Raw genomic sequence first — 23,858 nt, forward strand, 5'->3', positions numbered from 1 at the left:
TTGGCAGTCTCTGAAGGGTGCTTTGTTGTTTTTGTTATGGCTCGTTCGACGAGCAAAAAGCATCCATAGAGTGTTGTTCACTATTGTTCATTGTCAATCGCCAAACTGTTCAATTGTTCAGTCGCGACTGTTCACTTGTGTTCAGCTACGAACCACGGTTTGCGTGGCTTTCAGCGAATCTAACGGTAAATCAACAGCTTGCCGTTTCTGGCACGAATGTCGCTCTACAGGACAGGTCGCTTGACTCCAATAATAAAAAGGCCGAGCCATGTCACTCACCCTGGAGCACGTCTGCCGTACCGTCGAGGGCCAGACCTGGATCGACGATGCGAGCCTGAAATTCGAACCTGGATCTTTCAACGTTTTGCTCGGACGCACGCTGTCCGGCAAGACCAGTCTGATGCGCCTGATGGCCGGTCTGGACAAGCCCGACAGCGGCCGCATCCTGATGAACGGCGTCGACGTCACCCAGCGTCCGGTGCGTTTGCGCAACGTGTCGATGGTCTATCAGCAGTTCATCAATTACCCGACCATGACGGTGTTCGAGAACATCGCCTCGCCGCTGCGCCAGGCCGGGATCTCCAACGAGCAGATCCAGAGCAAGGTGCAGGAAACCGCGAAGATGCTGCGCATCGAAAAGTTTCTGCAGCGTTATCCGCTGGAACTGTCCGGCGGCCAGCAGCAGCGTACCGCGATGGCGCGGGCGCTGGTCAAGGATGCCGAGCTGATTCTGTTCGACGAGCCGCTGGTCAACCTCGATTACAAGCTGCGCGAAGAGCTGCGTCAGGAAATGCGCGAGCTGTTCAAGGCGCGCCACACCATCGCCATCTATGCCACCACCGAACCCAACGAAGCGCTGGCGCTGGGCGGTACCACGACCATTCTGCACGAGGGCCGGGTGATCCAGAGCGGCCCGTCGACCGAGGTCTACCACCAGCCACAAACGGTGCTGGCCGCCGAATTGTTCTCCGAGCCGCCGATCAACCTGATGCCGGGGCGTATCGCCGGTAACGAAGTGAGTTTCGCCAACTTCGTGCACTTCCCGCTGAACGTCGATCTGCGGCCAGTGGGCGAGGGCGAGTTCCGTTTTGGTGTGCGCCCGAGTCATATCTCGCTGGTGCCGAGCAACGACGACGACCTGGAACTGGCGGTGACCGTCGAGGTGGCGGAAATCAGCGGTTCGGAAACCTTCCTGCACGTGCGCAACGAGCATTTTCTGCTGGTGTTGCATTTGCCGGGGGTTCACGAATACGACGTCGATGCGCCGATCCGCATCTACATTCCGACCCATAAACTGTTTGTGTTCGATGCGCAGGGCCGTCTGGTGCAGGCACCGGGCCGGCGCGTCGCGAGGGTTGCCTGATGGCCGAAATCCGTTTGCAGCACCTCGCCCACAGCTACAGTAAAACCCCGAGCGGGCCCGAGGATTACGCGATCCGCGAGATGGACCACATCTGGGAGCAGGGCGGCGCCTATGCCTTGCTCGGCCCTTCGGGCTGCGGCAAGTCGACGTTGCTCAACATCATTTCCGGTCTGCTCAGCCCGTCCCAGGGCCATGTGCTGTTCGATGGCAAAGCGGTCAACGACCTGACGCCGGAGAAGCGCAACATCGCCCAGGTGTTCCAGTTCCCGGTGGTGTACGACACCATGACCGTGTTCGACAACCTGGCCTTTCCCCTGCGCAATCAGGGCCTGGCCGAGGCGAAAGTTCACAGCAAGGTGCAGGAAATCGCCGAAGTCCTCGACCTGCAAAACCTGTTGAGCAAAAAGGCGCGCAACCTCACCGCCGACGAAAAACAGAAAGTCTCCATGGGCCGTGGCCTGGTGCGCGATGACGTCTCGGCGATTCTGTTCGACGAGCCGCTGACGGTGATCGACCCGCACCTGAAATGGAAACTGCGGCGCAAGCTCAAGCAGATCCACGAGCAGTTCAACATCACCATGGTCTACGTAACTCACGATCAGCTGGAGGCTTCGACTTTTGCCGACAAGATCGCGGTGATGTACGGCGGCCAGATCGTCCAGTTCGGAACGCCACGGGAATTGTTCGAGCGGCCGAGCCACACCTTTGTCGGCTACTTCATCGGCAGCCCGGGGATGAACCTGATCGAAGTGCAACCGCAACCGGGCGGGGTCGGTTTCAATTCAACCCATCTGCCGCTGTCCGACGGCTTGCAGCGCCATATCGAACACGGCCAGTGGAAAAATCTGAAGGTCGGCATCCGTCCCGAGTTCATCCATGTGTGGGACGAGCCGTTTGATGACGCGATGCAGGCGCGGGTCGTACACGTCGAAGACCTCGGCACCTACAAGATCATGACCCTGGATCTGGACGGCGCACCGCTGAAAGTGCGTCTGGCCGAGGACAAACCGGTGCCTCAGGGCACGGCGTACATCAGTTTTCCGGCGCAGTGGCTGATGGTCTATGCCGACGAGTTTCTGCTGGATGCCACCGACAGCGAGGTACAGCCATGAATAAGGTGCAGAACAACAAGGCTTGGTGGCTGGTGTTGCCGGTGTTCCTGCTGGTGGCGTTCAGTGCCGTGATCCCGATGATGACCGTGGTCAACTATTCGGTGCAGGACATCTTCGACCAGTCCAGCCGCTACTTCGTCGGCGCCGACTGGTACAAGCAGGTGCTGCTTGACCCGCGTCTGCACGACTCGTTGCTGCGCCAGTTCATCTACTCGGCGTGTGTGCTGCTGATCGAAATCCCCCTCGGGATCGCCATTGCCCTGACCATGCCGACCAAGGGTCGCTGGTCGTCGGTGGTGCTGATCGTGCTGGCGATCCCGTTGCTGATTCCATGGAACGTAGTCGGCACCATCTGGCAGATTTTCGGCCGCGCCGACATCGGCCTGCTCGGGTCGAGCCTCAACGCCATGGGCATCAGCTACAACTACGCGGCGAACACCATGGATGCCTGGGTCACCGTGCTGGTGATGGACGTCTGGCACTGGACTTCGCTGGTGGCGCTGCTGTGTTTCTCCGGCCTGCGGGCGATTCCCGATGTGTATTACCAGGCCGCGCGCATCGACCGGGCCTCGGCCTGGGCCGTGTTCCGCCACATTCAGTTGCCCAAGTTGAAAAGCGTGCTGCTGATCGCGGTGATGCTGCGCTTCATGGACAGCTTCATGATCTACACCGAACCGTTCGTGCTCACCGGTGGCGGGCCGGGTAACTCGACGACCTTCCTGAGTCAGACCCTGACCCAGATGGCCGTAGGCCAATTCGACCTGGGGCCGGCGGCGGCATTCTCGCTGGTGTACTTCCTGATCATCCTGCTGGTGTCCTGGCTGTTCTACACCGCCATGACCCACAACGATGCCAACCGCTGAGGCCCGGCCATGAGCAAAAGAAAGCTGATTCCCCTGCTGCTCTACATTCTGTTCCTGCTGGTGCCGATCTACTGGCTGCTGAACATGTCGTTCAAGAGCAACACCGAAATCCTCGGCGGCCTGACCCTTTTCCCACAGGATTTCACGCTGGCGAACTACAAGGTGATCTTCACCGACCCGAGCTGGTACACCGGTTATATCAACTCGCTGTACTACGTCAGTCTGAACACGATCATTTCTCTGACCGTGGCGCTGCCGGCGGCGTATGCGTTTTCGCGCTACCGCTTTCTCGGTGACAAGCACCTGTTCTTCTGGCTGCTGACCAACCGCATGGCACCGCCGGCGGTGTTCCTGCTGCCGTTCTTCCAGCTGTATTCGTCGATCGGTCTGTTCGATACCCACATCGCCGTAGCGCTGGCGCACTGCCTGTTCAACGTGCCGTTGGCGGTGTGGATCCTTGAAGGCTTCATGTCCGGGGTGCCGAAGGAAATCGACGAAACCGCCTACATCGACGGTTACAGTTTTCCCAAGTTCTTCGTGAAGATCTTCATTCCGCTGATCGGCTCCGGCATCGGTGTGACAGCGTTTTTCTGCTTCATGTTTTCCTGGGTCGAACTGCTGCTGGCGCGCACGCTGACCTCGGTGAACGCCAAACCGATCGCGGCGGTGATGACGCGCACGGTGTCGGCATCCGGGATTGACTGGGGCGTACTGGCGGCAGCGGGGGTGTTGACTATTCTCCCCGGCATGCTGGTGATCTGGTTTGTTCGCAACCACGTGGCCAAGGGCTTTGCCCTGGGCCGGGTCTGAGGAACTGATGATGGAATGGATGAGCTGGACCGTCCCGACGGCGGCGTTTTTCATCGTGATCGGGTTGATCCTGGTGGGCATGACCACCTGGGAATTGCGCTCGCCGAGCATCTTGCGGCGAGGGTTTCTGCCGATTGCCACCACCCGTGGCGATCGTTTGTTCATCGGTCTTCTCGGCAGCGCCTACCTGCATCTGCTGGTAATCGGCGTGACCGACTGGAGCATCTGGGTAGCGTCCGCGTTGTCCCTGGTGTGGCTGTTGGCTGTGATGCGTTGGGGCTAGTCGAATCGCTCGGCAATCGTGCTCCGAAAACCTAACAGGAGGTCTCTATGTTCGATAAGAAAAATAAGCTGCGACATAGCATTTCATTGGCAGCCATGCTGGCACTCAGCGGTTTGAGCGCGTCCGCCTGGGCCGACGCCTACGAAGATGCCGCAAAAAAATGGATCGGCAGCGAATTCAAGCCGTCGACCCTGACGGCCGAGCAGCAACTCGAAGAACTGAAGTGGTTCATCAAGGCGGCCGAGCCGTTTCGCGGGATGGACATCAAGGTCGTCTCGGAAACCCTGACCACCCACGAATATGAATCCAAGGTGCTGGCCAAGGCCTTCAGCGAAATCACCGGCATCAAGCTGACCCACGACCTGCTGCAGGAAGGCGACGTCGTGGAAAAAATGCAGACGGTGATGCAGTCGGACAAGAACATCTACGACGGCTGGGTCAACGACTCGGACCTGATCGGTACGCACTTTCGCTACGGCAAGACCGAATCGATCACCGACCTGATGGCCAACGAAGGCAAGAACTTCACCTCGCCGACCCTCGACATCAAGGACTTCATCGGCATCTCCTTCACCACTGCGCCGGACGGCAAGATCTATCAATTGCCCGATCAGCAGTTCGCCAACCTGTACTGGTTCCGTGCCGACTGGTTCGAACGCGCCGACCTGAAAGCCAAGTTCAAGGAAAAGTACGGCTATGAACTGGGCGTGCCGGTGAACTGGTCAGCCTATGAAGACATCGCCAAGTTCTTCAGCGAAGACGTCAAGGAAATCGACGGCAAACGCATTTACGGGCACATGGACTACGGCAAGAAAGACCCGTCCCTGGGCTGGCGCTTCACCGATGCCTGGTTCTCCATGGCCGGTGGCGGCGACAAGGGCATTCCCAACGGCTTGCCGGTGGACGAGTGGGGAATTCGTGTCGAGGATTGCCACCCGGTCGGTTCCAGCGTGACCCGCGGCGGCGATACCAACGGCCCGGCGGCGGTGTTCGCCACCACCAAATACGTCGACTGGCTGAAGAAGTACGCGCCACCGGAAGCGGCGGGCATGACCTTCTCCGAATCCGGCCCGGTGCCGTCCCAGGGCAACATCGCCCAGCAGATTTTCTGGTACACCGCGTTCACCGCCGACATGACCAAGCCGGGCCTGCCGGTGGTCAACGCCGACGGCACGCCGAAATGGCGCATGGCACCGTCGCCACGCGGGCCGTACTGGGAAGAGGGGATGAAGCTCGGTTATCAGGACGTGGGCTCGTGGACCTTCATGAAGTCCACGCCTGAGAAACAGAAACTCGCGGCCTGGCTGTATGCGCAGTTCGTGACCTCGAAAACCGTGTCGCTGAAGAAAACCATCGTCGGTCTGACGCCGATTCGCGAGTCGGACATCAACTCGCAAGCGATGACCGATCTGGCGCCGAAACTCGGTGGTCTGGTCGAGTTCTACCGCAGCCCGGCCCGCGTACAATGGACGCCGACCGGCACCAACGTGCCGGACTATCCACGTCTGGCGCAACTGTGGTGGAGCCACATCGCCGAAGCCGCCAGCGGCGAGAAGACCCCGCAACAGGCCCTCGACGGTCTGGCCAAGGATCAGGACGCGATCATGACCCGTCTGGAACGCTCCAAGGCCCAAGCGGTGTGCGCCCCGAAAATGAACCCCGAGCGCGACGCGCAATACTGGTTCGACCAGCCGGGCGCACCAAAACCGAAACTGGCCAACGAGAAGCCGAAAGGCGAAACCGTGAGCTACAACGAACTGCTCAAGTCGTGGGAGGCGGCACGCAAGTAAGCGCTTTTGCGGGACGGAACGGCACCTTCGGGTGCCGTTTTTCTTTGTGCGGGATTCAGACCAGAACAGCCAGATCTGTGTACTGAGCCACCAGGGGATCGGCGGTTAGCAGCTTCATCGGCTCAATCATGGCGGTTGCAACAATAAGCCGATCGAATGGATCGCGATGGTGGTGTTCAAGCTCCTTTACGGCAATGGCGTGTTCTGAGGTCACTGGGAGTTCTATAAAGCCGCTGTCGAGGCTGTATTGCCTTATTTCTTCGAGATCTACATTCAACTTACCGAGCCCGACCTTGATTGCCATCTCCCAATAGGTCGCAGCGCTGATATAGATTTCGGTGGCGTTCTCAATCAGTTTTCTGGCTTTTGCGGAGAGTCTGGAATCGTCTGAAAGCGTCCAGAGCAGAATGTGGGTGTCGAGCAATACCCTCATGACTGGCCACCCTCAAATGCGTCGAGCATGTCATCCGATAGTGGCGCGTCGAAGTTTTCGGGAAGCACGAGTTTGCCCTTCATCGCACCTATGCGCGGACCGTGAGACTTGGTGACAGGAACCAGACGAGCGAGTGCACGCCCATGTTTGGCAATTGTAATGATCTGCCCCGAGGCGGCCTCATCGACGAGTCTGGATAGATTGTTTTTGGCTTCGGCCAACGGAACGATGATCATCATGTTTTCCTCATGTTCTGGACAAATATAGCCAGAATCAAGGGGGCCGGCAAAGTCCCGGATTTGTTCTGTGCAGGTGGGGGGCAAACCTGCACGTCGCGCTATATAGGGAAATTGCATGATTTGCTCCGTCGCTCGACCACCGATGAATCGAAGCTGCTCACCAGCTCAAAAAAGATTTCACGTTTCATTGTCCGTTCTGGCCTCAGCCGCTTGGTAAACCGTGACCCAAGATAACGTCTTGTTTCCTGGTGTGGCTGTAGGACGAGACGGGCATTCTGGAGAGAGCTTTCTGTGTTCCCGGCGGGACGGGCCAGTAACGGAAAAAGATCCTACGGCCATATAACGCTCACCTTTCGATTTCACGTTTCACCGCCCGGCGCACCGCTTTGAGGAGGGCGTTTTCAAAGGCGTTGTGCCCGGCGTGCAGCAGCCGGCAGTGGATGTTCATGCGTTGCCTGAGCCAGCGCACGCTGGCCATGCCATGGGTGTCGCGGATGCCCTGGATCAGCAGGGTGTTGTCATCGAGGGTCAGGTCTTCATCCTTTGGCGTGAAGCAGTAGTTCTGCAGGTGGTAATGCAGCTCGAGACGGATGGCGAGCACCGCTTCCTGATCGACAAAGCGCTCCAGAGTGTCGGGGCAGATCGTCTGGCCTGTGCGACGTAGAACAGCGTTCAACCATTCGATGGCGGCGCGGTGTTGCTGCGATGGGCGGCCTTCGCCGAGGATCCGGTAGATGTCCCTGGCACGGTGGCCGGGCGACATGTGAGGCGATTGTGCCAACCCGTCATTGAGTGCCTGATCGTAGGCCCGGACATTGGCGGCAAACGGCACGAATACCGAAACCAGCGTGGTTTTCAGCAGGTGCTGCGGATATCGCTGTTGGTACTGGATCGCCAGCCAGCTACCCCATGACACGCCAAGCACGCTGATTTTTTCGAAGCCGAAATACTGGCGCAGGGCATCGATGTCTTCGACACACAGCCCGGTAGTGTTGTCCCGCAGTTCGCCGTAAGGCGTCGAGCGCCCGCAGCCCCGTTGGTCGAACAGGATGATGTCGAACCGACCCGGTTCGAAGAACTGCAAATGGTGGCGGCTGATACGTCCGCCGGGCCCGCCATGGAGGAAAAACACCGGTTCGTGTCCCGGAACACCATGCCGTTCCCAATAGAGTTGATGGCCGTCGCCGGTCGGGTAATAACCTCGGCTATGCAGGGAAAAGCTCATGGCGCCGGAACCGTCAGACGATAGAACTGGAACAGCTCGATTTGCCCTGGTCGTGCCGCGACACTGGATTCAAGTTTCAGGTGATGGATGGAGGCAAGCCAGGTGACCGGAATCAGCACCGGGGTGTGACCGAAGACGAGGATCGTGCCACCGGGATTGACGCAGCGGATCAGCGATTCGAACGCTACGTGGGCCTCACGGCGGGTCAAGACTTCGGCGTTGAGGAAACGCAGGATCAAGACATCGCAGCGAATTCCGGAATTGAAAGCTTCACTCGCCTCCAGCACGTCAAATTCGACGGATGTCCCGCTGTGCCAGCGCCTGGCATGTTCGATCATCGAGGCCGAACGGTCACTGCCCAGGCAAAGACAGTCGGGTAGGGCACGGGCGAGGTGGGCGATGAACGCGCCCGTTGAACAAGCCGGGTCGTAAACCAGTGCGCCTTTTTCTGTGATGGCCTGGAGCAGCCCGGCGCAGTATTCGCGCAGGTGGTGTTCGTCAGTGTTCAGCTGTTCGGCCAGTGATTCGTTGCATTGCCAGAAGTCTGCCGGGCAGACCGCTTCCCGGCCCGCCTCATCCAGCAGCGGGAAGGGAACCAGGATCTCGCTGTCAGCCTGATGCAATGCATGTTCAAAGACCTGCGCTTTCTCCGCGGGTGAGGCCGTCCGATAGCCGATCGACAACCCGTCATCCCCCCACAATGAATGCAGATGCGGGCCAAACAACATGTCGGGTTTGAGCGAGCTGCTGGCCTGCCATCGAAAATGCCGGTCACGTTGCAGGAGCTTGCGGCCGACCCAGAGCTCATCGTTTACCCGCAGGAAAAAAACGTGATGCAGTCCGCTGCCTCGCGGTTCGAGGAAGTGGCCAACAGCGCCGTTCTCGTTGAGGTAAAGGCGCATGGATCGGGCCAGTGTCAGCTCCCGGTTGCGATCGGGTCGGCTCATGGGGCGGGCCTCTCCAGAGTACGGCCCCGGGCTTGCGGGATGACGACGTTACCGCTGCAGACCACGAAGAAGCGTTCCAGTCCGGGGATCACCACGTTGAGCAGGGTCGTGCCGAGCTCGGTTCGCTGCAGGACCGCTGCACCCAGCGAACGGCCATGAATCCGCAGGTCTTGAGTCAGCAGGTGCAGTTGATTTTGCACCGACAGGTCTTTGGCGGCATCCGGCAGTCTCACCTCGTGTTGAACGCAGCGATGCAGAAGCGTGTGCGGATCAAACTGCGAACAGCGCAGAAGGCGCGGGAACGGTTGCAGGTTGCGCAGCGCATTGGCCAGTGTCTGACGGTATTCGGGTTCGGCGGCACTCAGTTGCAGCTGCACCAGTTCAGTAAGCGCCCGCCACGCCGCGTGACGCGGGTCGAGAGAGCTGCCGCTGCCGAATACCTGTGGGTGAGCGCCCGGCTTCGTGGTGAAGGCCAGAAAGGTTCGCGTCTTGAACTCGGTGCTGATATCCACCAGCACGATTTCGCCGTCGATCTCTTGTTCGGCATCAGCCCAAAGACGATCGAGATCGTCGCGTTCAGTGAGACGCGCCACCCGTCGCAGTGGCGGATGGTTCTGATAATAAAAATGATCGAGCAGAAACAACGACACGGCGTCGCGCTCGATGCATTCGTTGGCGGCGTGCAGCATCGCTTCGTGGTAAGTGGCGCCAATGGCGGTGCCGCTGTTGCTGGCGTAGCGCTGCACGGCACGGTAGTCCGCCATGCCCGGTGACGAGGGTAAACGTGAGCCGTTCGGCGAGGTCAGCGCCACCGGGTAGGAAAACCGGTCATGCCACGGCGGACAGACATAGGTCCGGCAGGGGATGCGCACGTTTTGCTGGCAAGTGAGCCTGTGCAGAAGCGAGTCATCGGCAAACACCGGCGTGTCTTTGAAATAGCGTTCCGTTTCGTGGTGAACATCGTAGGTACAGAGCTCATCCGTCCAGTAATGCTCGAGCGCTTCATAGAGCGCGCCCAGGTGCGCCTGATCCGCATAACCCTTGCCGGAGCCACGGGCATGACGGTTGTCGCCGCCATGAAGACTCGCCTGAACTGCAACCACTTTGCTGCCGAGGGTGCGGGTGTGCGGTGTGAGGCCCAGGCGTGAAAGTTCGGTGTGAATACGCCGTTCTGCCTGATCGGCCGTGAGCTCACGCTCGGCCAACGTTGTCTTGTGCATGATTTCCTTCCTGGAAAGCCCGCGAGGGCGCAAGGCCCCCGCGGGTTCTGTCACTCGGCGTTGAGTTCCGCCTGTTCTTCCTCGGTCAGTTGCAGCGCTTCGATCTGCTCTGGCGAGGGCGCTTCCTGCTCTTCCAGTTCATCGATAGGGTTTGCGTTCCAGCTGCCCATGTAGCCCATGATGTTGCTCCTTGGTTGTTGTTTGGGAGTGCTGTTGCAAGCACGAGCCGAATCTAAAAGGGCGGTGAGGGCGGGGTCAAAAATGTCCGGACGTTTCCAGTCGCGGGTTTCAGCGGTGTCGAAATACGTACTGATAAAACGTGAATTGACGCCGCGAGGACGTGTTTCTGAGGGGGCAGCACTGCATTGCAACGGGCGAGCCACGCGAAAGGAATCAGCGGTTTGAGGCGTTCTGTCTTTTGCCGCTGTCAGACGTTTCAGCGCAGGGGCGACGCAAATTCGTGCTGAAGGATTTACGGGGATGGATGCAGCACTTGTGCGGCGATTTTTCCCATGAGGTTTGAGAAAACACCGCACAAATCGGCTTGAAGGTTCAGTGCCGTTCCGGGTGCGTCACGGGAAACACCAGACTGAATATCGTCATCGCTCCCGGTCGGCTTTGAACCTGCGCAGAGCCTTGATGCAAGGTCATGATCGAGTGCACGATGGCCAGTCCCAGACCGGTACTGCCCTGTGACCGGGTGCGGCTGCTGTCGACCCGGTAAAAACGGTCGAACAGATACGGCAGGTGCTGCGCTTCGATGCCCGCACCGGGATTGCTCACCCGCAATGACACCTCGTTCGACGCCTGTTCGATGAACAGCGAAACGGTCTTGCCGGACGGGCAGTGGCGCAGGGCATTGGACAGCAGATTGGAAATCGCTCGCTGAATCATCAGCCGGTCCCCCGACACCTGCGCGCTGCCGATGATCTTCAGATCGATCTGTTTGTCCTGTGCCGTCAGGGAAAACAGATCCACCACCCTGGACGCCTCTTCCTCCAGCGCAATCGGTTCGAACGAGGCGTGCGCCGCAGGCTGGCTGGCCTGGGCCAGGAACAGCATGTCCGAGACAATCCGCGCGACCCGCTCCAGCTCTTCGGTGCAGGACACCAGAACGTTGATGTATTCCTCGACCGAGCGCTCCCGCGACAGCGTCACCTGGGCCTTGCCCATCAGGTTGTTGATCGGCGTGCGCAGCTCGTGGGCCAGGTCATCGGAGAACTGCGACAACTGCTGCACGCCGCTGTCCAGTCGATCGAGCATGACGTTGATGCCCTGCGCCAGTTCGCTGAGTTCCTGGGGCATGTTCAGCACCGACAGGCGATGGTCGAGATCCTGCGTCGTCACTCGCGCCGCCACTTTGCGAAACTCGCGCAACGGTGCCAGCCCTCGCTGCACGGCACCCCATGCGGTCAGGCCGATGAATACCAGCAGCAACGGCAAAGCCATCAATGTCGAGCGCAAATAAGCACTGAGCAAGGCCTGATCGTGGGCGTTATCCATCGACAGCAGGACCGGTACGCTGCTGCCGTCCTTGAGGCGAATCAGCTTGGAGACGGTGAGAAACTTCGCACCTTCGGCATCGGCGCTGTCGGTGTGGGTCAACTGATCGGTTGTCGCCCGTACCGCCTTCAGTTCAACGCGCGGATCGGTCAGACCCGAACCGGACTTGAGCAGCGGGGTGCGCAGGTTGTTCAGGTCATAAATAGTCAGGGTCAGGTTGTCGTGCCCCATGACCTGATCGAGCAGAATGTGCGGCTTGGCGCTGATCTCGCCGGTGTCGAAGTACAGCGTCAGGCTGTGCTCGACCTGTTCCAGCTTCTTTTCCAGGCTGTCGCGCGATAGCGCGTTCAGCTCGTGGGTCAGGGCGAAATACGCGAGGATCGCCAGGAACACCACCAGCAGCGCGCCGAGAATGCTGACCGTCAGACCCAGCCGCAGCGACAGGCTCGCAGGCTTCATTCCCGCGCCTCCAGCACATAGCCGACACCGCGCAGGGTGTGGATCAGTTTGCTGTCGAACGGGTCGTCGATCTTCGCCCGCAAGCGACGGATCGAAACTTCGACCACGTTGGTGTCGCAGTCGAAATTCATGTCCCACACCAGCGAGATGATCTGGGTGCGGGTCAGCACTTCGCCGGACTGGCGCATCAGCAGGTGCAGCAGGGCAAACTCCTTGGTGGTCAGGTCGATGCGCTGGGTGCCGCGAAAGGCCCGGTGACGGCCCGGATCGAGTTCCAGATCGGCGACCTTGAGCACCTGCGGCACCGGAATATTTTCACTGCGCCGCATCAACGTGCGTACCCGGGCCAGCAGTTCCGGAAACTCGAACGGCTTGACCAGATAATCGTCGGCGCCCAGGTCCAGACCCCGGATCTTGTCCGCCAGCCGCCCGCGTGCGGTGAGCATCATCACCCGGGTGGAGTGGGTGCGACGCAGTTGTTCCAGCACGCTCCAGCCGTCGAGTTCCGGCAGATTCACATCTAGAATGATCAGGTCATAAACCTGTTGTTGCGCCAGGTGCAAACCATCCGCGCCATTGACCGCGTGATCAACGATATAACCACTTTCGGTCAGGCCCTGATGCAAGTATTCGGCAGCTTTAAGCTCGTCCTCGACGACAAGGATTCGCATGATGTTTCACCACTTTTAATGAATGGGTATTTAAGTAAGTGAGTCTGGAAGTTGCAGTTTTTGCAGGGACTTCCTGACGGACTTTGGAGCTGAGTGGCGTGTACCGTAAAGGCTGTAGTGGCTACAGAGTCAACGCCTGAGCCCTTTAAATCGGCCATCCGCGACAGCCTGTCGCAGCGAAGTGGTCAATTTTTCATGACTTCCATTTCGGCAAGTGCTGTTCGGCGGATAACTAACGTGCATTTGTTTCGATGTATTGCAGCAAAGCCATTCGAACTTCGAATCCTAGAGCAAAACAACTTCGACTAACCGTGGATAACGGATTTGTAATGTTCACGTCACCTTGTCGATAAGTTCAAAACCCTACCGTGGCGCCATCAACGATTCTTGATTGAAGGAAGTCTTCCATTGCCCGGTTTAATTGAACTGACGGCGCGATCACGCCTGAAAAAAACCGCCAGCGGCCTGTTGTTGCTGGCTTGTACCAGCCTTGCCAGTGCATCGACTTTGACGCTGGGTCAGGCGTTGCAAACCGCCTTCGCCAACAACCCGGAGCTGGCCGCCGCGCAGTGGGAAATCGGCATTGCCGAAGGTGACCGCAAGCAGGCCGGGCTGATCCCCAACCCCGAGGTGTCGTGGGAGGCCGAAGACACCCGGCGTGAATCACGCACCACCACGGTGATGCTCAGCCAGCCGATCGAGCTGGGCGGCAAGCGCGGCGCGCGGATTGATGTGGCGAGTCGTGCCCAGGATGCCGCCGGCATCGAGCTGGAGCGCAAGCGCAACGTCCTGCGCGCCGACGTGCTTCAAGCGTTCAACGGTGCGCAAACCGCGCAGCAACGTTTGCAACTGGCCCGGCAGTCGCTGCAACTCGCCGAGCACGGTTTGCGTGTGGCGCAGGGGCGGATCGAGGCGGGCAAGTCGTCGCCGGTGGAAGGCACGCGGGCGCAAGTGCAGCTTTCGGAAGTGCGCCTGGAATTGAGCCGCGCCGAGCGTGATCAGGCCAATGCGTACCAGCAGTTGGCACAGGTCATGGGCGCACCGTTGCCGACGTCGACCACGGTGCAGACCGCAACTCAAAGTCTGCCCAGCGTACCGCCGCCCACCCGTTTGCTTGAGCGTCTGAACGAGACCGCGCAGCTGCGGCTGGCCAGGTTGCAGATCGACCAGCGCGAAGCGTCGCTGGGGCTGGAAAAGTCCCAGCGGATTCCCGATCTCACCGTCAGCATCGGCAGCCAGTACAGCGAAACCGAGCGCGAGCGGGTCAACGTGGTCGGGCTGTCGATGCCGATTCCGCTTTTCAACCGCAATCAGGGCAACGTGCTGGCGGCGGCGCGGCGTACCGATCAGGCGCGGGACCTGCGCAACGCCACCGAACTGCGCTTGCGCACGGAAATCCAGACCACGCTGGCGCAATGGCAGACCGCCAACGGCGAAATCCAGGCATTCGACCGGACCATCCTGCCCGCCGCGCAAAGTGCGGTCGACAACGCCACTCGCGGTTTCGAAATGGGCAAGTTCGGCTTCCTCGACGTGCTCGATGCCCAGCGCACATTGATCGCCGCTCGCAGCCAATACATCCAGGCGGTGAGCGAGGCGACCGACGCCCGGGTCCGCATCGAACGCATCTTCGGCGACCTCAGCGCCAACCCTTGAATTTCAACGTTCTGATTACTGCGCGATGGTTTGGCGCAGAGGAGTTTCCATGGATAAAAAACTGATCGTGGTTGCTGCGGCGACCTTGGCGCTGGGCATTGGCATCGGCTCGATGTGGAGCGGCAATGCGTCTGTCGATGCGCATGCCGATGAAGCGGCGGAGCACGCCGACCATGCCGAAGAAGGCGCCGCCGCTGACGGCGGGCACGACGAAGAAGGGCACATCGAACTGACGGCCGAGCAGATCGCGGCGGCGGGGATTCAACTGGCCGCCGCCCGGGCGCAGAACTTCAGCCTCGGTCTGTCGTTCCCCGGCGAAGTGCGCTTCGACGAAGACCGCACCGCGCATGTGGTGCCGCGTGTGCCGGGCGTGGTCGAGTCAGTGTCGGTCAATCTTGGGCAGTCGGTGAAGAAGGGCCAGTTGCTGGCGGTGATCGCCAGTCAGCAGATTTCCGATCAGCGCAGCGAGCAGGCAGCCGCGCAACGCCGCTTGGCCCTGGCCCGCACGACGTTCGAACGCGAGAAGAAACTGTGGCAGGACAGGATCTCCGCCGAGCAGGATTTTCTCCAGGCGCGCCAGGCCCTGGAAGAAGCCGAAATCGCCGTGAGCAATGCCCGGCAAAAGATCAGCGTGCTCAGTGGCAGCGTGGTCGCCACTGGTGGCAATCGCTATGAACTGCGCGCGCCTTTCGATGGCGTGGTGGTAGAAAAACACCTGACGCCGGGCGAAGTGGTCGATGAAACCACGGCAGCGTTCACGCTCTCGGATTTGTCGCGGGTGTGGGTCACGTTCGGCGTGTCACCGAAAGACTTGAACAAGGTGCAAGTGGGCAAACCCGTCACCGTCAGTGCGGCGGAATTGAACGCCGAAGTCAGCGGCACCGTGACCTACGTCGGCAGCCTGCTCGGCGAACAGACCCGCACCGCGACCGTGCGCGTCACCCTGGAAAACCCGCAAGGCTCCTGGCGCCCGGGCCTGTTTGTCACCGCGCTGGTCGCCACCGACAGCCGCCAGGCCAAAGTCGCCGTACCGGAAACCGCAATCCAGACCGTCGAGGACAAGCCCACGGTGTTTGTGCGCACCGACAACGGCTTCAAGACGCAAGCAGTGGAGCTGGGCAGTCGCGCGGCAGGCCAGGCGGAAGTCATCGCCGGACTGGAACCGGGCGTGCAAGTCGCCAGTACCGGCAGCTTCGTCCTCAAATCGGAGCTGGGCAAAGCCTCGGCCGAGCACAGTCATTAATCGCGGAAGACTCCCATGTTCGAACGCCTGATCCAGTTTGCCATCGAGCAGCGCATCATCGTGCTGCTCGCCGTTCTGCTCATGGCCGGCCTCGGCATCGCCAGTTATCAGAAACTGCCGATCGACGCCGTGCCCGACATCACCAACGTCCAGGTGCAGATCAACACCGGTGCAGCGGGATTCTCGCCACTGGAAACCGAGCAGCGCATTACGTTCCCGATTGAAACCGCGATGGCCGGTTTGCCAGCGCTGGAGCAGACCCGCTCGCTGTCGCGTTCGGGGTTGTCGCAGGTCACGGTGATCTTCAAGGAAGGCACCGATCTGTTCTTTGCCCGGCAATTGGTCAACGAACGATTGCAGTCCGCCAAGGAGCAGTTGCCCGAGGGCGTGGAAGCGGTGATGGGGCCGATCTCCACCGGGCTCGGCGAGATCTTTTTGTGGACGGTCGAGACCAAGGAAGGCGCACTGAAGGACGACGGTACGCCCTACACGCCGACCGACTTGCGGGTGATTCAGGACTGGATCATCAAGCCGCAACTGCGCAACGTCCCCGGCGTGGCGGAGATCAACACCATCGGCGGTTTTGCCAAGGAATATCAGATCGCGCCCGATCCGAAAAAACTCGCGGCCTACAAACTGACCCTCACCGATCTGGTGACGGCGCTGGAGCGCAACAACGCCAACGTCGGCGCCGGGTACATCGAGCGCAGCGGCGAGCAATTGCTGATTCGCGCGCCGGGCCAGGTAGCGAGCACCGAGGACATTGCCAACATCGTCATGGCCAACGTCGACGGCACGCCGATCCGGATCAAGAACGTCGCCACCGTGGACATCGGCCGCGAACTGCGCAGCGGCGCCGCCACGGAAAATGGCCGGGAAGTGGTGCTTGGCACGGTGTTCATGTTGATCGGTGAAAACAGCCGAACGGTCTCCCAGGTCGTCGCCGCGAAGCTCGAACAGATCAACAAGTCGTTGCCCGCCGGCGTGATCGCGGTGCCGGTGTACGACCGCACGCATCTGGTCGACAAGGCCATCGCCACGGTGAAGAAGAACCTCGTCGAAGGCGCGATTCTGGTGATCGCAATCCTGTTTCTGTTCCTCGGCAATATCCGCGCTGCGCTGATCACGGCGATGGTGATTCCGCTGTCGATGTTGTTCACCTTCACCGGCATGTTCAGCAACAAGGTCAGCGCCAACCTGATGAGCCTCGGCGCGCTGGACTTCGGCATCATCGTCGATGGTGCGGTGGTGATCGTCGAAAATACGCTGCGACGACTGGCCCATGCGCAGCAGCATCACGGGCGTCTGCTGACGCGATCCGAACGTTTCCATGAAGTGTTTGCAGCAGCGAAAGAGGCGCGGCGACCGCTGATTTTCGGCCAGTTGATCATCATGGTGGTGTACCTGCCGATCTTCGCCCTGAGCGGCGTCGAGGGGAAAATGTTCCACCCGATGGCGTTTACCGTAGTCATCGCGTTGCTTGGCGCCATGCTGTTGTCCGTGACTTTTGTGCCGGCGGCGATTGCGCTGTTCGTGACCGGCAAGGTCAAGGAAGAGGAGGGCATGGTGATGCGCGGCGCGCGTCGCGTTTATGCGCCGACGCTGAACTGGGTCATGTCCCATCGGACGATGGCGGTCGGCGCGGCGTTGGCTGTGATTGTGCTCAGTGGCGTGGTCACCAGCCGCATGGGCAGCGAGTTTGTGCCGAGTCTCAGCGAGGGCGATTTTGCCTTGCAGGCGCTGCGCGTGCCTGGCACCAGCCTGACGCAATCGGTGGACATGCAGCAGCGGCTGGAAACGTTGATCCTGGCCAAAGTGCCCGAGGTTGAACGCGTGTTCGCCCGTACCGGTACTGCGGAAATCGCCTCTGACCCGATGCCGCCGAACATCTCCGACAGCTACGTAATGCTCAAGCCCAAAGAGCAATGGCCGGAGCCGGGCAAGTCCCGCGAAACCCTGATGGCCGAGCTGCAACAAGCCGCTGCGACGCTGCCGGGCAGCAACTATGAACTGTCGCAGCCGATCCAGTTGCGCTTCAACGAGCTGATCTCCGGCGTGCGCAGCGACGTGGCGGTCAAGGTGTTCGGCGATGACATGGACGTGCTCAATGCCACGGCGGCGAAGATTGCCGCCGCGATGCAGAAGGTCGACGGTGCGTCCGAGGTCAAGGTCGAGCAAACCACCGGTCTGCCGGTGCTGACCATCAACATCGACCGCGACAAGGCCGCGCGTTACGGGCTCAACATCGGCGATGTGCAGGACACCATTGCGGTGGCCGTCGGTGGACAGAAGGCCGGGACGCTGTACGAAGGGGATCGTCGATTCGACATGGTGGTGCGCTTGTCCGACGCCATGCGCAAGGACATCGACGGGTTGTCGGCACTGCTGATTCCGGTGCCGGCGGCGGGTGGTGATGCTTCCAGTCAGATTGGCTTCATTGCGCTGAAGGACGTTGCCAGCCTCGATCTGGTGCTGGGGCCGAATCAGGTCAGCCGCGAGAACGGCAAGCGCCTGGTGATCGTCAGCGCCAACGTGCGTGGGCGCGACATCGGTTCTTTTGTCGCCGAGGCGGGCGATGCGATCGAGCGCGACGTGCAGGTGCCGGCAGGTTACTGGACCACCTGGGGCGGGCAGTTCGAGCAACTGCAATCGGCGGCCAAGCGCTTGCAGATCGTGGTGCCGGTGGCGTTGCTGCTGGTGTTCGGGTTGCTGTTCATGATGTTCAACAACCTCAAGGACGGCTTGCTGGTGTTCACCGGGATTCCGTTTGCGCTGACCGGCGGGGTCATGGCGTTGTGGCTGCGGGATATTCCGCTGTCGATCTCGGCGGGTGTCGGGTTTATCGCGCTGTCCGGCGTGGCGGTGCTCAACGGGCTGGTGATGATTGCGTTCATTCGCAACTTGCGGGAGGAGGGACGTTCGCTGTCCGAAGCGATTCACGAAGGTGCGCTGACGCGATTGCGCCCGGTATTGATGACTGCGCTGGTGGCGTCTTTGGGCTTCATTCCGATGGCGCTTGCGACCGGCACCGGGGCCGAGGTGCAGCGACCGCTGGCAACGGTGGTGATTGGTGGAATTCTGTCCTCGACCATTCTCACGCTGCTGATCCTGCCGGCGTTGTATCAGCTGGCGCATCGTCGGGATGAGGAAGCGCCTACGGCGGCCTAGTCAATTTTTCCCTCAACAACAGGCCCGCCATTGCGGGCCTTTCTACATAACGGATATGTAATTTCGGCGCCACCGTCACGAAAGGTTCGGATTGTTACCTTGATCCCGTCAGTGACTTGAATGAGGAATGAACGATGAAACTTGCACAGATTGGCGCGTTTGCCGTGGCTCTGATGATGTCTTCCCTGGTGTTGGCCGAAGGTGGCGGCGACCGCACTTTCGACCGAATGATGGCCGCCAATGACCACTCGATGGAGGTGTTTGCTGCGAAGGAAAAGGCCCGTGATCCGGTCGTTGTGAACGACAAGAAGGACGACAAGACCCAAGACCTGTAAGCGTGCTGCCAGTGAATGAGCCCTTCATCGCGCATCGATGGTGGGCTTTTTTATGAGTCGTGTTTTGAAGGAAACGAATATGAAAACTCTAAAGCTGTTGGCGTTCACCGCTGTCATGGCGATGTCCTTGAATGTGTTGGCCGAAGGCGGTGGCGACAGAACGTTCGACCGGGCGCTCAGTGCCAACACCAAAGCCATGGAGCAGTACGCGGCCAGTCAGGGCAAAGCGGCGCCGGTGGTCAAGGAATACGGGTACGGAATGAAGCTGGATGTGAAGAAGGTGGTGAGCGTTGTCCGGCCGAAAAATGAATGCGCGGTCGTGCCGGCTGCGATGACTTACGAGGACTCCAAGGGGCAGCTCAATACGGTCACTTACAACGTGATGGGCAATTGTCGTCAGCAGGGTGGCTGACGCTAATCCCTGCTGAAACGCCCGGTTCATGTGCAGTGAGTCGGGCTTTTTTTCGGGCGCAAAAAAGGCGCCCCGAAGGACGCCAAAGATTCACCTCTTACCAAAGGAGCAAGGAGCTTCTAAAGGTGAATGGGCATTGCTCGTGAAACTCAGAGAATCGCCAGCGGGTATTCGACGATCACCCGCACTTCATCCAGGTCTGACTCGAATGCGGTGGCGCGGGTCGTGGCCTGGCGCAGACGCAGCGACAGGTCTTTCATCGAACCGCTTTGCACCACGTATTTGACTTCGATATCACGCTCCCAGCGCTTCTGGTCAGTCAGCGGATTGCCCTCGGCATCGCGGCGCATGTACACGGCGTTGGCGTTGGAATAGTCAGCGTCAGTGCCGCGTGCATAACGGGTCATGAACGACAGGCCCGGCACGCCATAGGTGGTCATGTCGAGGTCGTAGCGCACCATCCATGAACGCTCTTTCGGCGAGTTGAAGTCGCTGTACTGAATGGAGTTGTCGAGGAAGATCGAGTCGGACTGACGCAGGTAATCGAAGTCGTCATTGCCGTTGTTGCGCTGGTGGGAGAGGGCGACGGAGTGGGCGCCGAGTTTCACGCCGACGCGGCCGCTCCAGATGTTGTTGTCGAACTCGCCGAGCAATTGTTTGCCCTCGTCGACAGCCTTGTAGTAATTCAGGCCGCCGAACAGCGACAGGTCATCCGACAGTGGATACGTCCAGGCGGTGCCGGCGTAGTACTGGTTCCAGGCATCTTTGAGGCGGCTGGAGTACAGGCTGAAACTCAGGTTTTTGTTCAGCGCGTAATCGCCGCCGCCGTAAGCAATCCACGGCGAATTGACCGGGCCAGCATAGAAGGTCGCGAAGTTCTCGCTCAGGTCGCTGGACACCGGTTGGCTCATCGCATGCAGCCGACCACCCTGGATCGACAGACCTTCGATGCTGGTGTTGATCGCCGTCACGCCGCGAAAACTTTCCGGCAGCAATCGCGAATCGCCTGCCGCGACCACCGGGTTGGCCGGGAACACATCCCCGACTTTCACCACCGTATCGAAAGCGCGCACTTTGGCGGCGCCACCGACCTTGGTGTATTCGTCCCGCGCTTCACCGTCGCCGTTGACTGGCAACACGTCGAACGAACTGCGGCCACCGTTGCGGCCGTCGCCGGTGTCGAGTTTCAGACCGATCATCGCAAACGCATCCACCCCGACCCCGACGGTGCCCTGGGTGAAGCCGGATTCGAACTTGCCGATGATGCCGTGGGCCCAGGCTTCGGAATAACCATTGCCCGTGGGACTGGACTGGCCGTTGCGGTGGTCACGGTTGAAGTAAAGGTTACGGTTGAGCACCGTCAGGCTGCTGCCTTCGATAAACCCTTCGGGTTTTTCTTCTGCAAACACCGTGGACGGCCCGGCGCCGACAACCACTGCCAGAGCGGCCATCGACATTTTTGTGTTGTTAACCATCAATCACTCCTTGGGTTCGGCAGAACGGGAACGAGCTTCGGCGTGGGTTTTATTGTTCGAACGGGCAAAGGCCCGCCGGTAGGATCGCCGGGTGACATCGTTGCAGGCTGCAGATAACGCGGAGGTGATTGGGGAATTACAATTTCGTTAGGTGGATTTGGTTGGTGTTCGACTATTCAGCTTGGGGCAGATTTCTATTTCCCCACTGGTGATCGGTATTCGCTTTGGCAAATTCAGCGTGTGGGTTTTCAGAGTGATTTTGCCTTCGCGTGCGGCTGCCAAGTCTCTGAGGCCATCCATCAGTTCCGAAAAAATTTCGCGTTTCATTGTTCGTCCTCGTCTCGATTGAGCTCTTGAGCAGGCAAACAACATAGTGGTATTGCCCCTGGGCTGGCTGTAGGACGAAACGGATATGCTGGCGAGAGCTTTCGATAAAGAAGAGAAGAAGCTTCGCAATTGACGTGACCGAACAATCCGCAGCACTATCCAGCCATGACTGCCCAACACCGAATGATCATGATGTGCTCCTCTATGACCGCTTCCGGCGGGCCATAAGGTCATGCATGTCTGGTCAATGACGTGTTACCCAAAGCCCCGCCAGAAATGGACGGGGCTTTTTCATGCCCGTCCGCACATGGCTCAAGGAGAGAGAAATGTTCGAAATGAAAAGAGCCGACCCGGACGATGCCGGGATAGCGTTCGAGATTCGGCGACTGGCGATCCGGCATCAATGCATCGGTGCCTACAGTGAGCAGCAAATGCTCGACTGGACAATGGGCTCGGCGGCAGACGGTTATGACACGCTCATGCAAAAGCATTTCTATCTGGGTTGCGTTGAGGGTGAACCCGTGGCAACCGGCATGCTCGATCTGGAGCACCGTGAAATCGGTGCAATCTTCATCCATCCGGATTTCATGCAGCGTGGGCTTGGTAAACGCGTGCTGCACTTTCTGGAAGCGCTGGCACAGGATCTGGGGCTGGCAGAGGTTTGTCTGGATGCGACGTTGAATGCCGCTGATTTTTATCGGCGCTGCGGTTACGTCGGGGAGGGGAGGGCGATCTATCAATCGCCTTCAGGTCTGCAACTGGTTTGCGTGCCGATGGTGAAAAAACTCAAGACGGTCTAGACGCAAAAACGGCACCCGAAGGTGCCGTTTCTGTTTGTAGCCAACTATCGCTAAACGATCAGCCCGCCAGGCCCGATTGCTGAACCAGGGTCAGCAACGGTTGTGGGTACAAGCCGAGGAAGAACGCCAGGACGGCAATCGCCAGCAGCATCACGCCGCCTGCTTTCTGTTCCCAGTGCAGTTGGGCGTCGTGGCGGCGCAGGTTCGGTTCGATCAGGTACAGGGTGACCATCACGCGCAGGTAGTAGAACACGCCGATGGCGCTGCCCAGTACCAGCGAACCTACCAGCCACCATTGGTGCGACTCGACACCGGTAGCGATGATGTAGAACTTGCCGATGAAGCCTGCAGTCAGCGGGATACCGGCCAGGGACAGCATCATCACGGTCAGTACGGCGGTCAGGTACGGACGGCGCCAGAACAGGCCGCGGTACTCGTACAGGGCGTCTGCGTCACGGCCGTTGTACGGCGAGGACATCAGGGTGATCACGCCGAAGGCGCCGAGGCTGGTGATCACGTAGGTCACCAGGTACACGCCGATGGCTTCCACTGCCAGACCCTTGCTCGCCACCAGCGCGATCAGCAGGTAGCCGAAGTGTGCGATGGACGAGTAACCGAGCAGACGCTTGAGGTTGCTCTGGGTCAGGGCCAGCAGGTTACCGAACAGGATCGAGGCGATGGCGATGATGGTCAGCACGTTGCTCAGAACGCCACTGCTTGCAGCAGGGGAGATCTGGAACAGACGAACCATGACCGCGAACACAGCCACTTTCGAAGCGGTGGCGAGGAACGCGGCCACCGGTGCCGGAGCACCTTCGTACACGTCCGGCGTCCACAGGTGGAACGGTACCAGCGACAGCTTGAACGCCAGACCGATCAGCATCATGCCCAGGCCCAGTTGCGCCAGCGAGCTTGGCAGGCCGGTCGCGGCCAGGGCTTGACCGATGCCGACGAAGCTCAGCGAACCCGAGTCGGCGTACAGCAGCGCCATACCGAACAGCAGGAACGCGGAACCGGCGGCCGACAGCACCATGTACTTGATGCCGGCTTCCAGCGAACGCTTGTTGAAGAAGGCGTAGGCCACCAGACCGTAAACCGGCACCGACAGCAGCTCCAGACCGATGAACAACCCGGCCAGGTGCTGCGCGCTGACCAGAACCAGACCACCGGCGGCGGCCATCAGGATCAGCAGGTACAGTTCTTCACGGTTGCCCGGGTAACCCGAACCGCCATCGCCGAGGTAGGCGTGGGCGAGGGTAACGCAGGCGAGAGTGGCGACCAGGATCAGCGCCATGTACAGGCAGGCAAAGGTGTCGATCTGCAGCAATGGAGTCACGGCCAGAGGCGCGACTTTCAGGGCCGGCAGGATCGACAGCAAGGCCAGGTTCAGACCTGCCACCGAAATCAGGAAGGTCTGCGAGTGGTTGCGGCGCCAGGCGATTGCCAGCATCACCACGATAATGGTGAGGCTGGTGATCAACAGTGGCGCAAGCGCAATAAAGTGTTGAATCGTGAATTCCATAG

At 59.9% G+C, this 23,858-nt stretch carries 23 protein-coding genes; 12 read left to right on the top strand and 11 right to left on the bottom strand.

Annotated elements, in window-relative coordinates; translation table 11 throughout:
• Nucleotides 1-268: 268 nt before the first annotated feature.
• Genes ACM6JM_RS25510 through ACM6JM_RS25535 form a run of 6 tightly spaced genes read left to right on the top strand, consistent with a single transcriptional unit; the run spans nt 269 to nt 6,221 of the window.
• Nucleotides 269-1,363 (top strand): ABC transporter ATP-binding protein, encoded by a 1,095-nt coding sequence (locus ACM6JM_RS25510; protein ID WP_039767464.1) that lies wholly within the window; start codon nt 269-271, stop codon nt 1,361-1,363.
• Entirely contained in the window at nt 1,363-2,475 is a 1,113-nt protein-coding gene (locus ACM6JM_RS25515; RefSeq protein WP_007951488.1) for an ABC transporter ATP-binding protein, read from the top strand. Before ACM6JM_RS25510 ends, ACM6JM_RS25515 begins: the two co-directional genes overlap by 1 nt.
• Complete coding sequence (locus ACM6JM_RS25520) at nt 2,472-3,338, top strand: carbohydrate ABC transporter permease (protein WP_007951487.1); 867 nt, start codon at nt 2,472-2,474, stop codon at nt 3,336-3,338. Before ACM6JM_RS25515 ends, ACM6JM_RS25520 begins: the two co-directional genes overlap by 4 nt.
• Nucleotides 3,339-3,347: 9 nt before the next feature.
• Nucleotides 3,348-4,148 carry a carbohydrate ABC transporter permease gene (locus ACM6JM_RS25525; RefSeq protein WP_007951486.1) on the top strand — a complete coding sequence of 267 codons (801 nt, stop codon included), beginning with the start codon at nt 3,348-3,350 and terminating at the stop codon, nt 4,146-4,148.
• Nucleotides 4,149-4,158: 10 nt separating this feature from the next.
• Complete coding sequence (locus ACM6JM_RS25530; protein WP_039767461.1) at nt 4,159-4,431, top strand: DUF2160 domain-containing protein; 273 nt, start codon at nt 4,159-4,161, stop codon at nt 4,429-4,431.
• 47 nt (nt 4,432-4,478) lie between these two features.
• Complete coding sequence (locus tag ACM6JM_RS25535; protein WP_007951484.1) at nt 4,479-6,221, top strand: ABC transporter substrate-binding protein; 1,743 nt, start codon at nt 4,479-4,481, stop codon at nt 6,219-6,221.
• A 55-nt stretch (nt 6,222-6,276) separates the two neighbouring features.
• On the opposite strand, the gene ACM6JM_RS25540 is transcribed toward ACM6JM_RS25535, so the two are convergent.
• The 8 genes from ACM6JM_RS25540 to ACM6JM_RS25575 all read right to left on the bottom strand — a co-directional run bounded on the left by ACM6JM_RS25540 (nt 6,277) and on the right by ACM6JM_RS25575 (nt 12,918).
• Entirely contained in the window at nt 6,277-6,654 is a 378-nt protein-coding gene (locus ACM6JM_RS25540) for a type II toxin-antitoxin system VapC family toxin (RefSeq protein WP_039767456.1), read from the bottom strand.
• Nucleotides 6,651-7,010, bottom strand: coding sequence for a type II toxin-antitoxin system Phd/YefM family antitoxin (locus tag ACM6JM_RS25545; RefSeq protein WP_235375875.1), 360 nt, complete (start codon nt 7,008-7,010; stop codon nt 6,651-6,653). The genes ACM6JM_RS25540 and ACM6JM_RS25545 overlap by 4 nt, the downstream gene beginning before the upstream one ends.
• 229 nt (nt 7,011-7,239) lie before the next feature.
• On the bottom strand, nt 7,240-8,118 hold the full coding sequence (locus ACM6JM_RS25550; RefSeq protein ID WP_414882729.1) for an alpha/beta fold hydrolase: 879 nt from the start codon (nt 8,116-8,118) through the stop codon (nt 7,240-7,242).
• Nucleotides 8,115-9,065 (bottom strand): class I SAM-dependent methyltransferase, encoded by a 951-nt coding sequence (locus ACM6JM_RS25555; protein WP_039767451.1) that lies wholly within the window; start codon nt 9,063-9,065, stop codon nt 8,115-8,117. The genes ACM6JM_RS25550 and ACM6JM_RS25555 overlap by 4 nt, the downstream gene beginning before the upstream one ends.
• Nucleotides 9,062-10,285, bottom strand: coding sequence for a YcaO-like family protein (locus ACM6JM_RS25560; RefSeq protein ID WP_103386170.1), 1,224 nt, complete (start codon nt 10,283-10,285; stop codon nt 9,062-9,064). The genes ACM6JM_RS25555 and ACM6JM_RS25560 overlap by 4 nt, the downstream gene beginning before the upstream one ends.
• Nucleotides 10,286-10,335: 50 nt before the next feature.
• On the bottom strand, nt 10,336-10,464 hold the full coding sequence (locus ACM6JM_RS25565; RefSeq protein WP_256574470.1) for a hypothetical protein: 129 nt from the start codon (nt 10,462-10,464) through the stop codon (nt 10,336-10,338).
• A 373-nt stretch (nt 10,465-10,837) separates the two neighbouring features.
• Complete coding sequence (locus ACM6JM_RS25570; RefSeq protein WP_039767447.1) at nt 10,838-12,247, bottom strand: heavy metal sensor histidine kinase; 1,410 nt, start codon at nt 12,245-12,247, stop codon at nt 10,838-10,840.
• Nucleotides 12,244-12,918, bottom strand: coding sequence for a heavy metal response regulator transcription factor (locus tag ACM6JM_RS25575; protein ID WP_007951475.1), 675 nt, complete (start codon nt 12,916-12,918; stop codon nt 12,244-12,246). The genes ACM6JM_RS25570 and ACM6JM_RS25575 overlap by 4 nt, the downstream gene beginning before the upstream one ends.
• A 408-nt stretch (nt 12,919-13,326) precedes the next feature.
• Here ACM6JM_RS25575 and ACM6JM_RS25580 point away from each other — a divergent pair, with 408 nt between their 5' ends.
• The 5 genes from ACM6JM_RS25580 to ACM6JM_RS25600 all read left to right on the top strand — a co-directional run bounded on the left by ACM6JM_RS25580 (nt 13,327) and on the right by ACM6JM_RS25600 (nt 19,732).
• Nucleotides 13,327-14,574, top strand: coding sequence for a TolC family protein (locus ACM6JM_RS25580; RefSeq protein WP_414882730.1), 1,248 nt, complete (start codon nt 13,327-13,329; stop codon nt 14,572-14,574).
• Between the two features lie 49 nt (nt 14,575-14,623).
• Entirely contained in the window at nt 14,624-15,817 is a 1,194-nt protein-coding gene (locus ACM6JM_RS25585) for an efflux RND transporter periplasmic adaptor subunit (protein ID WP_414882731.1), read from the top strand.
• A 15-nt stretch (nt 15,818-15,832) separates the two neighbouring features.
• Nucleotides 15,833-18,985, top strand: a complete 3,153-nt coding sequence (locus ACM6JM_RS25590; RefSeq protein ID WP_414882732.1) for a CusA/CzcA family heavy metal efflux RND transporter — start codon at nt 15,833-15,835, stop codon at nt 18,983-18,985.
• 134 nt (nt 18,986-19,119) lie between these two features.
• Nucleotides 19,120-19,320, top strand: coding sequence for a co-regulatory protein PtrA N-terminal domain-containing protein (locus ACM6JM_RS25595; RefSeq protein ID WP_163975831.1), 201 nt, complete (start codon nt 19,120-19,122; stop codon nt 19,318-19,320).
• A gap of 79 nt (nt 19,321-19,399) precedes the next feature.
• The gene (locus tag ACM6JM_RS25600; protein ID WP_039767437.1) at nt 19,400-19,732 is read left to right on the top strand and encodes a DUF2790 domain-containing protein; all 333 of its coding nucleotides are present in this window, start codon (nt 19,400-19,402) and stop codon (nt 19,730-19,732) included.
• 149 nt (nt 19,733-19,881) lie between these two features.
• Here the strand turns inward: ACM6JM_RS25600 and ACM6JM_RS25605 are convergent, their stop codons facing one another.
• Both ACM6JM_RS25605 and ACM6JM_RS25610 read right to left on the bottom strand, forming a co-directional pair.
• Complete coding sequence (locus tag ACM6JM_RS25605; protein WP_414882733.1) at nt 19,882-21,207, bottom strand: OprD family porin; 1,326 nt, start codon at nt 21,205-21,207, stop codon at nt 19,882-19,884.
• 147 nt (nt 21,208-21,354) lie between these two features.
• A complete protein-coding gene (locus ACM6JM_RS25610) occupies nt 21,355-21,534 on the bottom strand; it encodes a hypothetical protein (RefSeq protein ID WP_134333884.1) in 180 nt (59 codons plus the stop codon).
• Nucleotides 21,535-21,860: 326 nt separating this feature from the next.
• Between ACM6JM_RS25610 and ACM6JM_RS25615 the strand changes: the two genes are divergently transcribed.
• Entirely contained in the window at nt 21,861-22,334 is a 474-nt protein-coding gene (locus ACM6JM_RS25615; RefSeq protein ID WP_414882739.1) for a GNAT family N-acetyltransferase, read from the top strand.
• Nucleotides 22,335-22,392: 58 nt separating this feature from the next.
• Here the strand turns inward: ACM6JM_RS25615 and nuoN are convergent, their stop codons facing one another.
• Nucleotides 22,393-23,856 carry an NADH-quinone oxidoreductase subunit NuoN gene (gene nuoN, locus ACM6JM_RS25620; RefSeq protein ID WP_064597748.1) on the bottom strand — a complete coding sequence of 488 codons (1,464 nt, stop codon included), beginning with the start codon at nt 23,854-23,856 and terminating at the stop codon, nt 22,393-22,395.
• Nucleotides 23,857-23,858: the final 2 nt, after the last annotated feature.

Source organism: Pseudomonas sp. IT-P2 (assembly GCF_949767575.1).
Classification (GTDB): Bacteria; Pseudomonadota; Gammaproteobacteria; order Pseudomonadales; family Pseudomonadaceae; genus Aquipseudomonas; species Aquipseudomonas pharyngis.

What these genes read in the sequence shown, in the direction of transcription:
- ACM6JM_RS25510 (WP_039767464.1), top strand. Translation starts at nt 269, where the DNA reads ATGTCACTCACCCTGGAGCACGTCTGCCGTACCGTCGAGGGCCAGACC.
- ACM6JM_RS25515 (WP_007951488.1), top strand. Translation starts at nt 1,363, where the DNA reads ATGGCCGAAATCCGTTTGCAGCACCTCGCCCACAGCTACAGTAAAACC.
- ACM6JM_RS25520 (WP_007951487.1), top strand. Translation starts at nt 2,472, where the DNA reads ATGAATAAGGTGCAGAACAACAAGGCTTGGTGGCTGGTGTTGCCGGTG.
- ACM6JM_RS25525 (WP_007951486.1), top strand. Translation starts at nt 3,348, where the DNA reads ATGAGCAAAAGAAAGCTGATTCCCCTGCTGCTCTACATTCTGTTCCTG.
- ACM6JM_RS25530 (WP_039767461.1), top strand. Translation starts at nt 4,159, where the DNA reads ATGGAATGGATGAGCTGGACCGTCCCGACGGCGGCGTTTTTCATCGTG.
- ACM6JM_RS25535 (WP_007951484.1), top strand. Translation starts at nt 4,479, where the DNA reads ATGTTCGATAAGAAAAATAAGCTGCGACATAGCATTTCATTGGCAGCC.
- ACM6JM_RS25540 (WP_039767456.1), bottom strand. Translation starts at nt 6,654, where the DNA reads ATGAGGGTATTGCTCGACACCCACATTCTGCTCTGGACGCTTTCAGAC.
- ACM6JM_RS25545 (WP_235375875.1), bottom strand. Translation starts at nt 7,010, where the DNA reads ATGCAATTTCCCTATATAGCGCGACGTGCAGGTTTGCCCCCCACCTGC.
- ACM6JM_RS25550 (WP_414882729.1), bottom strand. Translation starts at nt 8,118, where the DNA reads ATGAGCTTTTCCCTGCATAGCCGAGGTTATTACCCGACCGGCGACGGC.
- ACM6JM_RS25555 (WP_039767451.1), bottom strand. Translation starts at nt 9,065, where the DNA reads ATGAGCCGACCCGATCGCAACCGGGAGCTGACACTGGCCCGATCCATG.
- ACM6JM_RS25560 (WP_103386170.1), bottom strand. Translation starts at nt 10,285, where the DNA reads ATGCACAAGACAACGTTGGCCGAGCGTGAGCTCACGGCCGATCAGGCA.
- ACM6JM_RS25565 (WP_256574470.1), bottom strand. Translation starts at nt 10,464, where the DNA reads ATGGGCTACATGGGCAGCTGGAACGCAAACCCTATCGATGAACTGGAA.
- ACM6JM_RS25570 (WP_039767447.1), bottom strand. Translation starts at nt 12,247, where the DNA reads ATGAAGCCTGCGAGCCTGTCGCTGCGGCTGGGTCTGACGGTCAGCATT.
- ACM6JM_RS25575 (WP_007951475.1), bottom strand. Translation starts at nt 12,918, where the DNA reads ATGCGAATCCTTGTCGTCGAGGACGAGCTTAAAGCTGCCGAATACTTG.
- ACM6JM_RS25585 (WP_414882731.1), top strand. Translation starts at nt 14,624, where the DNA reads ATGGATAAAAAACTGATCGTGGTTGCTGCGGCGACCTTGGCGCTGGGC.
- ACM6JM_RS25590 (WP_414882732.1), top strand. Translation starts at nt 15,833, where the DNA reads ATGTTCGAACGCCTGATCCAGTTTGCCATCGAGCAGCGCATCATCGTG.
- ACM6JM_RS25595 (WP_163975831.1), top strand. Translation starts at nt 19,120, where the DNA reads ATGAAACTTGCACAGATTGGCGCGTTTGCCGTGGCTCTGATGATGTCT.
- ACM6JM_RS25600 (WP_039767437.1), top strand. Translation starts at nt 19,400, where the DNA reads ATGAAAACTCTAAAGCTGTTGGCGTTCACCGCTGTCATGGCGATGTCC.
- ACM6JM_RS25605 (WP_414882733.1), bottom strand. Translation starts at nt 21,207, where the DNA reads ATGGTTAACAACACAAAAATGTCGATGGCCGCTCTGGCAGTGGTTGTC.
- ACM6JM_RS25610 (WP_134333884.1), bottom strand. Translation starts at nt 21,534, where the DNA reads ATGAAACGCGAAATTTTTTCGGAACTGATGGATGGCCTCAGAGACTTG.
- ACM6JM_RS25615 (WP_414882739.1), top strand. Translation starts at nt 21,861, where the DNA reads ATGTTCGAAATGAAAAGAGCCGACCCGGACGATGCCGGGATAGCGTTC.
- nuoN (WP_064597748.1), bottom strand. Translation starts at nt 23,856, where the DNA reads ATGGAATTCACGATTCAACACTTTATTGCGCTTGCGCCACTGTTGATC.